Source organism: Trichococcus collinsii, from assembly GCF_900107505.1.
Lineage (GTDB): Bacteria > Bacillota > Bacilli > Lactobacillales > Aerococcaceae > Trichococcus > Trichococcus collinsii.
In genome coordinates this window covers 40,475-54,720 of the sequence record NZ_FNQH01000009.1, presented here as the reverse complement: position 1 = coordinate 54,720, position 14,246 = coordinate 40,475, and the positions used below count along the sequence as shown (strand labels likewise).

General features: G+C 41.0%; 11 protein-coding genes and 1 pseudogene. 10 read left to right on the top strand and 2 right to left on the bottom strand.

The features are described 5' to 3' along the window. Positions 1-354 precede the first annotated feature (354 nt). A pseudogene (locus tag BLV66_RS13860) lies at positions 355-665 on the bottom strand (PucR family transcriptional regulator ligand-binding domain-containing protein); the annotation flags it as partial. 151 nt (positions 666-816) lie between these two features. On the opposite strand from BLV66_RS13860, the gene BLV66_RS13855 reads away from it, so the two are divergent. The 10 genes from BLV66_RS13855 to BLV66_RS13810 all read left to right on the top strand — a co-directional run bounded on the left by BLV66_RS13855 (position 817) and on the right by BLV66_RS13810 (position 12,992). Further along, positions 817-2,067: an amidohydrolase gene (locus BLV66_RS13855; RefSeq protein ID WP_086986534.1), complete on the top strand. Its 1,251-nt coding sequence runs from the start codon at positions 817-819 to the stop codon at positions 2,065-2,067. 20 nt (positions 2,068-2,087) lie between these two features. Next, the gene (locus BLV66_RS13850) at positions 2,088-3,284 is read left to right on the top strand and encodes an amidohydrolase (protein ID WP_245826698.1); all 1,197 of its coding nucleotides are present in this window, start codon (positions 2,088-2,090) and stop codon (positions 3,282-3,284) included. A gap of 31 nt (positions 3,285-3,315) precedes the next feature. After that, entirely contained in the window at positions 3,316-4,440 is a 1,125-nt protein-coding gene (locus tag BLV66_RS13845; RefSeq protein ID WP_086986536.1) for an ankyrin repeat domain-containing protein, read from the top strand. A 190-nt stretch (positions 4,441-4,630) separates the two neighbouring features. Continuing rightward, positions 4,631-5,479 carry an oxamate carbamoyltransferase subunit AllH family protein gene (locus tag BLV66_RS15845; RefSeq protein WP_245826699.1) on the top strand — a complete coding sequence of 283 codons (849 nt, stop codon included), beginning with the start codon at positions 4,631-4,633 and terminating at the stop codon, positions 5,477-5,479. Further along, on the top strand, positions 5,457-6,998 hold the full coding sequence (gene fdrA, locus BLV66_RS13835) for an acyl-CoA synthetase FdrA (RefSeq protein WP_086986537.1): 1,542 nt from the start codon (positions 5,457-5,459) through the stop codon (positions 6,996-6,998). Before BLV66_RS15845 ends, fdrA begins: the two co-directional genes overlap by 23 nt. A 4-nt stretch (positions 6,999-7,002) precedes the next feature. After that, positions 7,003-8,430 carry a YlbE family protein gene (locus BLV66_RS13830; RefSeq protein ID WP_086986538.1) on the top strand — a complete coding sequence of 476 codons (1,428 nt, stop codon included), beginning with the start codon at positions 7,003-7,005 and terminating at the stop codon, positions 8,428-8,430. Positions 8,431-8,486: 56 nt separating this feature from the next. Next, a complete protein-coding gene (locus BLV66_RS13825; protein ID WP_086986539.1) occupies positions 8,487-9,671 on the top strand; it encodes a hypothetical protein in 1,185 nt (394 codons plus the stop codon). Positions 9,672-9,972: 301 nt separating this feature from the next. After that, the gene (locus BLV66_RS13820) at positions 9,973-11,241 is read left to right on the top strand and encodes a RidA family protein (protein ID WP_086986540.1); all 1,269 of its coding nucleotides are present in this window, start codon (positions 9,973-9,975) and stop codon (positions 11,239-11,241) included. 336 nt (positions 11,242-11,577) lie between these two features. Next, positions 11,578-12,102, top strand: a complete 525-nt coding sequence (locus BLV66_RS13815; protein ID WP_086986541.1) for a flavodoxin domain-containing protein — start codon at positions 11,578-11,580, stop codon at positions 12,100-12,102. A gap of 86 nt (positions 12,103-12,188) precedes the next feature. Then, a complete protein-coding gene (locus BLV66_RS13810) occupies positions 12,189-12,992 on the top strand; it encodes a TspO/MBR family protein (protein WP_086986542.1) in 804 nt (267 codons plus the stop codon). Between the two features lie 202 nt (positions 12,993-13,194). Here the strand turns inward: BLV66_RS13810 and BLV66_RS13805 are convergent, their stop codons facing one another. Next, complete coding sequence (locus tag BLV66_RS13805) at positions 13,195-14,199, bottom strand: hypothetical protein (RefSeq protein WP_245826700.1); 1,005 nt, start codon at positions 14,197-14,199, stop codon at positions 13,195-13,197. Positions 14,200-14,246: the final 47 nt, after the last annotated feature.

Below are 14,246 nucleotides of genomic sequence, written 5' to 3'. Positions count from 1 at the left end.
GATGTTGCGATAAAAAGGATGCTTTATTTTTTCTGTTTTAACAGGCAAATTGTTAAAAAGCTGACGCGGGAAAACGTATTCATTTTGACGGTTTTCCAGTGTTCCCAAAAGCTGTTCATCCAATCCTTCGTGCGCCATAATCTGCCAATTACTCGCTGCTATAACTACAGGGTTCGCTATTATTTTTCGTAATTCTTTGGTAATCGAGGCAATACCGCCACTATTTAAGCTTGTCTCAAAAAATTGGGAGTGAATATCAAGGGCTATTTGTTTTTCGTTCTCTAATGTCGCTTCGATTTTTTGCATAACCGTTTTGATAATCTTGGAAAAAGCGATACCGTAAGGAATTTCAATCAAGGGAAGGGCTAATTCGTTGCAGAGGGCTTTTAAATTTGGTGATATTTCTTTCAGAAAAAGTTGTGGTTTCACACAGACACCGGCAACATTCATCTCCTTAAATCGCGTAAAGTATTTTTTTGAGCCTCAAAACTCTCTTTGAAAAAATATCCGGAAGTGACGATGAGTTCACCAGCAGAGAGCCAATCATCTGCGAAGGGATTATCCATGATGTTAACACCCGTTATATCATTTGTGCTGCCCTTTTCGCCGGCAACTAACCTAAAATCGTGTGAGGTTGGTAATTCTAGGAAATCGGTTATATTCATTAGGAGTATCCTTTCTATTTTTTCAAACAGTATAATAGATTTGGTTATATTATACAAATGAATGCTAATTATTTGTGTTGATTCAACTGTACAAATGATACTGAAGTATTGTTACAGTAAGATAAAAGCTAAAGATAAAAGGAGTGAGCACATGAAGCTACTGATTCAAAATGTACGATTGGAGACGGGTTACTTGTATGAGAACGAGGCCGTTGTCGCCACCAAAACAGAAATCGGGGCGATTTTGATCGAGAACGGGCGCTTTGTTAAGTTTTCTGAGCAAATAGATCCGAATGGAGCCGAAATTCTCGATGCTCAAGGCCAGCTGTTGCTGCCTTCGCTAAAAGAAATGCATGTGCATCTGGACAAAACCTATTTTGGTGGCGAGTGGCATGCCCCCTCAGAAGCGCCGAACGGTATATTCACTCGGTTAGAAGAAGAAAAGATGTTATTACCTGCACAATTGGCAAGCGTAGCAGATCGGGCTCATCATATGATTCAGCATTATATTGCGAATGGTCACACGCATATTCGCACGCATGTAAATGTTGATTCGCAGATAGAAACGAAGCATGTTGCAATAATCAAAGAAGTGCTGGCTCAATATAAAGACAGAATCACCTATGAGATCGTAGCATTTCCTCAACATGGGCTGTTGCGAAATGGAGAGGACTTCTTAACAGTCATGGAAGAAGCGCTTGCGCTGGGCGTGACTCATATTGGCGGAGTGGATCCGGCTACGATGGATCATGATATCGGCGGGATTTTAGAGAAGACTTTTGAATTGGCGGAAAAATATAACGTAGGCATAGATATCCATCTTCATGATTTGGATACGCTGGGAGCCTTTGAAATGCATCGCATCGTGGACGCTATCGAAGCGCGTCACTTTCAAACACCTGTAACGATCAGTCATGCCTTTGCTTTAGCGGGAGTCCAAGGTGCTGAACGTGACGATCTGGTGCAACGAATGGCAGAAAATCACGTAAACGTCACCACTGCAATTGCGATGGGAAATGCCCCGATTACGCTACCCATTGCCTATTTGGATAAGAAAGGGATTCAAGTTGCATTAGGGCATGATAGCTTAATCGATCACTGGTCCCCGTTTGGCACAGGGGATACTGTACAGAAACTGAATCAAGTGGCCAGACGGTTTCACTGGGTGGATGAGTACCGGATAGGCCAATCTTTAAAATTCGCTACGGGTGGGATAACGCCCCTGAGTGAAAAAGGCGCGCGTATCTGGCCCAAAATAGACGACTTTGCCAATGCCATTTTGGTGGATGCAGTCAGTTCAGCGCATCTGATCGCACGCCAATGTCCCATCTCTACTGTTATTTCAAACGGAACTATTATTCACAAAACTGATATTGAGTTGAAAGGAGCCTATCGCGGATGAATTGGATATGGAATGTTCGGTTGGAAACGGGAGAAAGTGTGGATTCTTATGGCAGAGTGCAGACAGAGACCGGTCTTTTCCATCTGAAAGTGGATGATCAAGGAATAGTTATTGAAATCAGTGACGCTGAGAATAGGAAACCCGATGGAGATGGTTTTGACGCCAAACAAAAATTGGCTCTACCCGCATTTAAGGAGTTACACAATCATCTTGATAAGACCTATCTGTCCTTAGAATGGAAAGCAAGCCGTCCTTCCAAAAACCTGGATCACCGTTTGGAAATGGAAGCAGCAGAATTGACGGAGCTAGCGAAAACAACGGAGCAACGTGCACAAACCATGATTGAACGGCATCTGAAAAATGGCGTGAATCATATTCGGACACATGTGAATATTGATCCGTTTATTCGATTGGAAAATCTGAAAGGTGTCAAAAAAGCGTTAGATAAATACCAAGAGTACATAACCTATGATATTGTTGCTTTTCCGCAGCACGGTCTGTTAAGGCATGCGGAAGTTCCCGACTTATTGAGGCAAGCCTTACAATCAGGTGCCACGATGCTGGGCGCGCTGGATCCAGGTGGGATCGATAAAAATATTGAAGCCTCCTTACAAATAACGATGGATATCGCGAAAGAATATCAGAGTGATGTGGATTTTCATCTCCACGACTCTGGTCATTTAGGATATTACACAATGGATCATTGGCTGCGGATGGTGGAGCAACAGGGGTATGGAGGGAAGACGAGTTTTAGTCATGCGTTTGGGTTAAATGGTATCGGCGAAAGCAAGCAACGGGCGTTTGCAAAACGTTTGAAGGATAACAATGTTCAAATCTTGACGACGGTTCCCATCAGTCTGCAAAGAAAACTGATACCTATCGATCTCCTGACCGAAGCGGGTGTTTTTGTCGGGATGGGGTGTGATGGCTTTTATGATTCATGGAGTCCCTGTGGATCGGGCGATGTGTTAGAAAGGGTAAAAGAATTTTGTGGTTACACAGGCAAGAACACCGAAAGAAAACTGCGCGAAAGTCTCGCATACATTACGGAAGGCGTGACGCCCCTTGACCAGGATGCGGCCTACCAATGGCCAAAAGTCGGCGATGAAGCGAGTTTTGTTTTGCTCAATGCGTCATGTAGCGCTGAAGCTGTGGCTAGAGCCTCACAATCGCAAGAAAGAATCCTTATAAACAAAGGCAAAATTTACAGTCCATAAGCAGTCCATCTATTGGGAGGAAGGGAAAAATATGACAGCTATTACAGATATTTTCACTACCATAAATAATAATAAAATGCACGAGGCCATACAAATTTTGAGGCAGATTCCATTGGACAGTATGGATGAGCATGGGCGAAGTCCGCTTATGTGTGCGGTCCAAAAAAATAATCTATTGCTTACTGCCGCGTGCTTGAATGCCGGTTTTAGTCCTAATCAAAAGAATAAAGAGCAACTATCGCCCTTCATTGCGGCAGCGGCCAACGGTTTTTCAGATATCTTTCAATTGTTGCTCGCTTATCAGCCGCAAGTAACGCAGACGAATCAGTTTGGCGGGACCGCGCTGTTGCCGTCCAGTGAAAAAGGCTATTTAAAAGTAGTGCAAGCAGCCATTCGTGCGGGCGTGCCGGTTGATCATGTCAATCGTCTTGGTTGGACGGCCCTCCTGGAAGCCGTTATTCTCGGAGATGGTGGCTTTTTATACCAGGAAATCATTCTGGAACTGATGCGTGCACAAGCAGATGTAACGATAACAGACTTTTCAGGAAAAAATGCACTGGATTATGCAGAGGAACTTCACCAGCCGAAGGTGTGGGCTATTTTAAAGCAGCAGTATTCAGATGGTTTTGCAGATGTGCGGGAGTTATTGCGGGCAGAGAAGTATTTTGAAGCACTAAAACAGATCGCTCCGTTACCGGATGATACTCAAAAATTATTTTTCTTGGGTTACACATTTGAAATGATTAAAGACTATTCTGCCAGCGCTTTTTATTATTCCGAAGGACTTGCATTGGATCGTCAGTTTTCCTTTTATTTAGCAAATTTAGAAAATAAAAGAGACAACCCGGAAAAGGCCCTAGACTATTTGGACGGGGGAGTCCGTTCGACAAACAGCAGATTTCTTCGCTACCATAAGACCAACTTTTTGAGGAAGTTAGGACGCCATAAGGAGGCCATAGAAGAAACGGATCGATTGTTGGATGAATTGCCCAATCGGGTAGACTATATGTTCCACAAGGCAAACAGTCTGCGGAGTCTGGGAAATACAGTAGCTGCAATAGAAGTACTCAGCCAAGCCAGAGTCATTATGCCTCAAAATCCTTTATTTGAGGAAAAAATGAACCGCTTGATGAATAAAGAAAAGGTGCAAGAATAAAAATGACTTGAAAAAAACGGAAACGACTGATGTTGGGATAAATGCTTCTGCTTTACCCGGTAAGGGGCTTTTATTGGTTATTTTAACCAATAAAAGCCCCTTTTTATTGTAAGGAGTATCCATTTAATTATTTAAAATTTGAGTTATATTATGAGTAGTTAATAAATTGAAAGGAGGAGCCGTTATCAGAGTGCATACCTTCGATAAACAAATACCGATTCGGTTAGAGAATCAGCGGTTGGAAAGAATGCACACCTTTAAGAACAGTATAAACTTTGGAATAAATAATGAAATTTTATTGACTGTCGCCACACGAAGGCTAGACATGGCGCCGCTCACCCTGCTTTTTGATTGCGAGGATTTGGAATGGTTCGCACACGATGCCATTTGTATCCTAGCTAGCGAAATGATTGCCGAAAGGCCAAGTCGCATGTACAGACTTGAAAAGGAAGCTGCATTTGAATGTTTACCGATTGTTTTTTTGGCAAGAAATGAAAGCGCTATTTTTTTGGAAGTTTTCGAAAAGAGTCAAGTCGCTGTCCCATCTTGCGAAAAAATATCCGCAACAAACCCGTTAGATCATTATGCAAGGGAAAAAATTGTAGTTGAAATGGATGAATTTAAAAAATGTTGGCTGAGAAATGAAAAAGAATTAGCCTATCAGCAGTTACTGTGGATTTTAGGACTAGGTATCGGGTTAACACCTACCGGAGATGATTTTATAACGGGACTATTCGCCAGTCTATATGCGAAGAAATCTTTTCCTTCTTTTTATTCGCAACTAAAAGACAGTGCTAAATCAAAGACAAATTCCGTAAGTTACGCGGAGATCCGAGAAGCAGTGGAAGGACGCTTCTCACAAACCATTCAAAAAATATTTATTGCTGCATCGAAAGGTGAAGAACAGGGGATAACTAAAGCAATAAATGATTTGAAACAGGTAGGATCGACATCCGGCAGTGATATTTTATGGGGGATTGTTTTTGGACTAAAATTATTCGGAGAGGAGTTTGAATATGGCTATTCAAACAGTAATTAAGAAAAATACTTATTTTGATTCAGTAACATTAATGACAATCTCAACCCGCGCGAACGAATTGGACTCCGTCAAGGCGGCAATGATCGGCATGGGGACAGATATGAATATTGAAGTCATCCGGAATGTAGGCTTGTACACAGCCGATCTGGATGAAGTGACAACAGGAGATTTAATGATTGTTTTGGATTTAGTGGACGAAGCCGATCCTGAAGCAGTCTTAGCAGAAGTGGAGACTCTTTTTGAAAAGAAAAAAGAAGCATCCTCCCAAGACGTGAGCTATAAAACGCTGGATTCAGCGCTGAATGAAAATCCAGATGCAAACATTGTCGTTATTTCAGTCAACGGGAAGTTTGCCTATCGTGAAGTAAATAAGGCCTTAGATCAGGACAAACACGTTATGTTATTTAGTGATAATGTGAGCATTGAGGAAGAGCTGCTGTTAAAACAAAAAGCACATGAGAAAGGACTCTTCATGATGGGACCTGACTGCGGAACGGCCATCATCAACGGCATCGGTTTATGTTTTGCGAATGAAGTACGCCCAGGAGACATCGGGATTGTCGGCGCTTCCGGAACCGGGAGTCAAGAAGTCAGTGTGCAAATTCATAAAAAAGGATTCGGTGTATCCCAACTGATCGGCACGGGTGGACGTGATTTGTCCAGCGAAATTGGTGGCATTATGATGTTGGACGGAATTGATGCGCTTATGACCGATGAGCAAACAAAAGCCATCTTATTGATTTCGAAACCACCTGCAAAAGAAGTGGAACATAAAATTCTTGAAAAATTAAAAAACACTTCTAAGCCAGTAGTGATTTACTTTATTGGAAGTGAACAAACCGATTCCGCCCTTCCGCATGTGACTTATGCTAAAAATTCTTTGGACGCGGTCGAAAAAATTATTCCATTTAGCCAAATGGAACCGCAGGAGACCGTACTTTTCCCGAATCCGACTTCAAGTGAGCTAAAACAGATTGCCAAGAATCAAAAAGAGTCTCAAAAGTATATCAGGGGGCTATTTTGTGGGGGAACACTCTGTGATGAATTGTTATATGCGCTGATGGATAATTCGGTAAGCGTTTACAGCAACATCAGCAAATTTAAAGAAGGTCAGTTAACTGATCTGAATATCAGCCAAGGAAATACCTTGATAGACTTCGGTGATGATACCTTTACTGAAGGACGACCGCATCCTATGATCGACCCAACGTCTCGTATCTCTCGTCTGATTCAAGAAGCGAATGATCCAGAAGTAGCTGCAATTGTTTTGGATTTTGAGCTCGGTTATGGATCCCATGAAGATCCTGTGGGCGCCTTGGAGAATGCGATCAAAGAAGCGAGAGCCATTGCCAATAAAGATGGCAGAGAATTGGCGATTATTGGGTATGTTCTAGGGACCGACAAGGACCCTCAAGATATTTTCGAACAACGGGAAAAGCTTGAACAATTAGGCGTGATAATTGTGGATAGTAATTATCAATTGTGTGAAGCTGCAAAAACATTCATCAAAGGAGCGTAAAAATATGACAAAGAGAAATGAATTGTTTCAGTCAAAAGTAAACACAGTCAACGTGGGTATCGAGTTTATTAACGAAGATCTCAAAAAGCAAGGAATTAAATCACATCAAGTAAATTGGGCACCGCCGGCAGGTGGAGACGCGGAGTTGTTGAAATTATTGGATCGGTTGAACGAACCAGAGACGCTTGAGAAAATCCAAAAAGCAAATGAAGAGGCCGTCTCCCGTATTATCCAATCGAAACCCATTTTAGTTGGATACGATAAGGCACTCAACGTTATGCCGAATATGACTAAAAATACCATCCTGCACGCAGGACCGCCAATAGCATACGCAGACATGTGCGGCCCGATGCAAGGAGCAATCCAAGGTGCCATTATTTTCGAAGGCTTGGCGTCTGATTTGGAAGAAGCCGATCAAGTTGCGCGTTCGGGTGAGATCATCTTCTCGCCTTGTCATGAACACGACGCAGTAGGCTCGATGGCAGGCGTGACATCAGCAAGCATGTATGTCCATATCATTAAAAACGAAACATACGGTAATGTCGCTTACACAAACTTGAGCGAACAGCTTGCCAAAGTATTACGTTTTGGAGCTAATGATCAAACTGTTATCGATCGTTTAGTCTGGATGAGGGATGTTATGGGTCCTATGCTGCATGATGCGATGAAATTATGTCCAAAAGGCATTGATCTACGCTTGATGCTTTCACAAGCTTTACATATGGGAGATGAATGTCATAACCGAAATGTGGCGGGAACTACGTTACTCGTTCAAGCCTTAACACCTTACATTGTCCAAACGGATTTCACAAAAGAACAAATGAAGGAAGTTTTTGAATTTATCGCAAGCTCAGATTACTTCTCCGGCCCTACCTGGATGGGCGCAGCTAAGTGCGCGTTGGATGCAGGTCATAATGTTGAGAACAGTACCATTGTTACGACAATGTGCCGGAATGGCGTAGAGTTCGGAATTCGGGTCAGCGGTATCGGTGGGAACAACTGGTTTACAGGCCCGGCACAACGAGTCATTGGGCCAATGTTCGCCGGCTACACCCAAGCGGATGCTGGGTTGGATATGGGGGATAGCGCGATTACGGAAACCTATGGTATTGGTGGATTTGCTATGGCGGCTGCGCCAGCGATTGTTCCATTAGTTGGGGGGACAGTGGCCGAAGCGTTGAATTATTCAAGAGAAATGAAAGAAATTACAACCGCAGAAAACCCAAATATTACAATACCGGTATTGAATTTCATGGGGATTCCATCAGGGATTGATGTGCTGAAAGTAATGGAAACAGGCATGTTGCCGATCATCAATACCGCTATCGCTCATAAAGATCCAGGTGTTGGAATGATTGGGGCAGGTCTGACAAATCCTCCGATGAATGTTTTTAAAGAAGCTTTGGTAGCATTAGCAGCAAAAATTCACTGAAAATAAATGGAACCGCTCAGGATGCGTCTTGAGTGGTTCTGATTTGGAGAGAATATATGGACACCAAAAATATAAAAACAGGTCCGTTACTGGCCTTTATTGTTAAAATTGCGACAAGTTTTATATTATATTTTTCTCTGGTGAATATTAGAAACAGCACAGATTTTTACTCCTATAATGATGTGGTCTCGAGAGTCAATGACAGCTATTTTTATAAGACTATTTATTTCTTCATGAATTTTACAGAAGGAGAATTTTATGGGGGTATTTTTACAACACTGTTTCTGATTATCGGTGCTTGCCTGGCATGGCTTCTATATAAAAAGAATTCAAAATGGCAAGGATTTGGTATTACTGCAGGCTCGGGAACATGGCCTTGGGTATTTGCATCCCAAGTGCTGTCATTATTTCTGACGGTCTATGTGTTTAATTTTGTCCGTTTTTTTTCGGAGGACGTCATGTGGTTGCCCACGTTTATCGTAGTGGTTGGAACGCCTCCTGCATTAACGATTGTCTATGGACCTGGCTGGAGAAAATTATTCACCATTTCTATTTTGAGTTCATTATTTACATTTCCTTTTGCTCATTGGATGAACCAATATATTATGCCCACGCTGCATATCCCGGGTATGGTCTCCAATATCGCGACCATGGCTTTGGTGGGTTTTGTTGTATCGATCATCTGTCATCCATTGCCTTGGATGAAGCCAAGTACTGCAAAAATTGCCCTGGAACGAGCAAATTTACCGATGAGGCAAGAGGATACGGAGACTTTTTTATGGTCTATTCGGCGTACCCTAGCTGATTTTTCGGAAGCGTGGTTTTACGGGAATGAGCTGATTGGTATTTTTGTCATCGTGGGTGTCATCACCGACTGGTTGATTAACATTAATCATATTACGAACGGATCTGGACTCGTCCCCGAAATTTTGATGGGACAAATGATCGCTTCATCAGTAGGGATTTTATTGTACCGTAAGCGATATGCCGAAGACGGATGGTATCCTACCTTTATGCCTTTAGTGAGTACGGTGCCCGGCATCATTTTGATGATGGGTGGAGGTATCTGGATTTCTGTTGCAGCGGCCGTCCTATCTGGAGTTATGGCTGCACCTGTCGGAAGCTATTTGGCAAAACGACTTCCAAATTATATGCCTGGCGCAGTAGGCTTCGTTTCCGGGATGACGATCGTTACCATTCTGGTCTCGGCTATTTTGAATAGCTTTGAAATTTTTTTATAGCGAGAAGCACAGGTTAGCCGTAAGTCCTCATTCAAAATACGCATCTATATTTCGCACCTCCTGGTACTATAAACGTATCAATTTTAGGGGGTGTTTTTCATATGCCATAACCCAAAATAAACATGACGTTGGTACGTGTTTCCATATCTAATTTTGTGCCCATTGTACAGAGTCGGTGTAAAAACGTGCAAGGTATACATACTCAAAAAACAGCCAGCTTGCTATAGTGGATGCTATAGTAACCGCTTTAATCGGTTGCTGCCGCAAGCTAAAAAATTATCTAAAAGGGGATACAAATATAATGAGTGGCTACAACGCAGTATTAGCAAGAAACACAGAAAACGCACCAAAAAGTTCTCTATCTACACAATCGGTAGCTTTTTCTCATTACAATCATCTTTCCACTCAGCTACCGCTGGATCCAAAAACTGGCAAAATGGTAGTCGGTGGAGTGAAAGAGCAGGCTGAACAATGCCTGAAAAATATGAAGGCAATCGTCGAAAGTGTTGCCCATGTTATGGACGATGTGGTTGCAGTCACGGTATTCCTTCAAAACAGTTCCGATATGGCGGCTGTAGATGAAGTTTACACAACATTTTTTCCGGGCACTATTCCTGCACGGACAACGCTCGCAGTTTCAGCGCTGCCTATGGATGCTTTGGTTCAAATGGAGGCACTTGTGTCAAACGGAGAAGGCACAATTCCGAACGCACCGCAAGCAGGCGATCTCGTAAAGGTTACAAAAAATACGTCTAAGGCGCCACTAAGTCCATTATCTGCACAATCAGTAGCTTTTTCCCATTACAATCATCTTTCCGCCCAATTACCGCTGGATCCAGCAACAGGCAAAGTGGTAGCCGGTGGAGTGAGAGAACAAGCTGGACAGTGCTTAAAGAATATAAAGGCAATTTTAGAAAGTATCGATGTTCCTTTTGACGATATTGTTAAAATAAATATCTTCCTTAACGACCTCTCGGATATGGAAGTTGTAAATGAAGTTTATACAACATTTTTCCCGGACTCAGCTATCGCCAGAGCCGTAGCCTATGTCCCAGCCCGGACAATCGTTGCGGCGTCAGGATTGCCTATGGATGCTTCCATACAAATCGAAGCGGTAGTGTCACACGGAGATGGTACACCCCCGCAAGCAGTAGAAGACAGACACGGGCTCATCGTAGAAGCCAGAAATACGGAAAATGCGCCCAAAGACGCACTGTCTACACAAACGGTAGCTTTCTCTCATTACAATCATCTTTCCGCTCAATTACCGCTGGATCCAAAAACTGGTAAAATGGTAGCCGGTGGAGTGAAAGAGCAGGCTGAACAGTGCTTGAAAAATATCAAGGCGATTGTAGAGAGTATCGATCACGCAATGGACGATGTGGTCAAAGTAACCGTAATTCTTAAAAATAGTGCCGATATGGCGGCTGTAGATGAAGTTTACACAACCTTTTTCCCAAGTGGTATTCCTGCACGGACAACGTTTGCAGTTTCAGCACTGCCTATGGATGCTTTAGTCCAGATCGATACAGTTGTGTCAAATGCTGAAGGAACACCTCCAATAGCTTAAAAAAACAGCCGGATACTCAGCGATTTTTCGCGGAGATCCGGCTGTTTTTTAATTTTAGCGGACTACTTAGACTATGCAAAGGCTGCACAATAATTACTGACTAGCCAAAGTTAACGGGATTTAGTCATTATAGACATTTTTATTTAGTCAGATGCGGTATAATACTAGCATAGAATCTAGCTTTAATTTGATGAGGAGGCACTAACAAGAGGAGCACTCACAAATAAAGAACGCCCTTCTGGTATGCCCCTAAGTATTCTGATCGGAAAGATTACGTCAATCCTTTAATTCACAACTTATATAGTAGATAAAATAAGTAATGAAAGGGCTGAAAAAATGAAGAATATAGTTTTATACAAAAGCAGATATGGAAATACTTTTCAGTATGCGACTTGGATTGCTGAAGCACTTCATTGGGAAATCAGAGAATTTTCGGAGTTTAAAAAAGAGGAGATCAACGAATATCAGAACATAATTTTTGGAACGGGTGTATATATAGGCAAGATGAATCAAATCAAAAAAGTGCTGAAATGGTTTGAAGACAAGCCAATTATTATTTTTGCCTGTGCCGGTAACAACAATGTACGAGAAGATATTGAGGTAATCAAGATGAATAATTTTACGGAAGAACAGTTGGCATTTCACAAGTTTTTTTATCTGCCCGGAGGTGTTGATTTTTCAAAAGTGCAAGGACTATTTAAAAGTATGTTAAACGTGTTCAGAAAAGTCCTGGAAATGAAAAAAAACAAAACTGAAGAGCAGAAAGCTATTCTTGAAGGATTTTATCATCCGACTAATTATGTTGACAAAAAACACATTGAACCTATTCTTGCCTTTGTTCAAAAATCTGATGTCTCATAAGAGGCATAACTAAAGTAAATGTTGAATTAGCAAAAGAATATTGCTCAATAGCTGAATCATAATTATGACAAATGGAGGGGAAGAAAATGAACCTTAAAACAAAATCATGGATCAACGCAATTTTTTTGATTTTCACATTAATCGTAAATGGCATGGGTGCTTTTGGTATCATCAATGGTCTTTCACAAAAAGAAGTTTCTGATATGTATCAAACGCTAATCACACCCGCACCTTCAACTTTTAGTATTTGGAGCATTATATACACTTTCTTAATCATTTCTATTATTGTTATGATTTTCAAGAATCAAGATTCTTACTATGAGCGAGCAATTGATGAGATTAGTTTTTTGTTCTGGCTATCATGTGCTTTAAATATAGTGTGGATTGTTAGTTTTTCTTATAATTTAATCGGATTGTCAACAATTTTCATATTTGCATTCTTAATAGTCATGGTTTTAATCGTAGAGCGCATTGGGAAAATTCAGACAAGCAGACGTTTCTTGCTGCCGATTACTTTTGGATTGTATTCAGGATGGCTTTTTATAGCAACAGTTGTAAATATAGCAGCTGGGCTTGTAAAAGCAGAATGGGAAAGATTTGGAATTTCTGCAGAAATCTGGAGTTCTGTCATTCTTCTTGTTGCAGTTGGGGTGACGCTCCTGGTTCTGCTAAAAACAAAAAATGCAATATTCCCAATTCCGATTGCCTGGGCATATTTTGGAATCTATAATTTTTTATTAGCGCCAGAAGGTTTCCAAGGGGAATATAGTTTGTTGCCAAATGTAGCTTTAATAGGAATCGTTCTTTTGATCGGATTATCAGCGATTCAATTCTATAAAAACAAGTATATGGTTATGCCAAGTGCTTTGGATCAAAATAAATTAGCTTAATTAACAATTATCAACTTGGCAATTTTTGTATGATTGATTTGAAAAAAATCAACAAAAAAGGTAGAGTTTTTCGCCTAATGTCATTAACTTAAGGGTATTGACCAATAAGAGACAGTAGAAATGGAGAGAGTACCTCTCCATTTCTAACTGTCTCTTTCGTTCGATTTGAGCTATCTCATGAATGATAAAGTACCAAAATCCTCTAGTAAAAGATTAATAAAAGAACTGTGATGACTAGGAGAAACGTAAATAGAGCATTGGCCACTATCCCGACTTTAAGTAATTTTCTATGTGAAGCAGCTGAATAGTTGGGAATATTTTCTAAATCTAAATGGTTGTATTGTTCAATCATATCGTTCTCATTTTTGATTTCGCTGTAATATCCAGGACTGTCTGACAGATAGTGTTGAGCGTAAGGGAAGTATACCACTTCATCCGGCACACTGCGGAATAGGCCATCGAACCAAGTGTTTTGCATAATGTTGACCTGCTCGATTGGGATATGATAGCCTTTTTCAACTTCTCTTGAATCAAACTTTAATGAGAATACAGCGTCCGAGTTTTGTGAAAGTTCTCTTCCGTAACCCACAGATAAATTACCTTCTAGCCATAATTTTTTATCCATTAGCTTAGGTTCGGCTTGGCGTGTATTTGCATCAAAAATTAGAGATCGATTCTTTTCTTTGTTCCTAATATCCACAATAATATTTCCATCAAAATCAGTTGTCAGAAGAGCTGATTCTGTAGTGGAATCGACAATGCCCTTGGATACATCATAACTTAAGGTATTGGTATCATAGTCAAGGATGACCCAACTCAACAAATTATTTTTCTTATTGCGCGCTATAATATTTACTTCTAAACGAGTCCCCCAAAAGGCACTTGTATGTACATTAAATGAGCCTAAAATTGCATAATATTTAGGTTCTCCATCCTGAAATATTCTGGTCTTTATCAATTCAAAGCCATCAGGAATTAACTGGATTGCCCTTTCTAAGTCAATCAGCTCGTAACATAAAAAGATGCTATATGGTTCTACTACAAAACCCATGTAAGGATTATTTTTAGCTGATTTATTGAGTACTTCGTTTTGTAGGTTCTTAGGAATGAACTTACTCATTGGAGCTAGTAATTGAAGCGTTGCAATATCTTTAGGGGTGATCATTTCCTCTACTTTTTTAATAAATTGATATTTTTTTATGGTCATAGACGTTCCTCCTCGCATAGGTATTATAAGTATAACTTACTTAATCC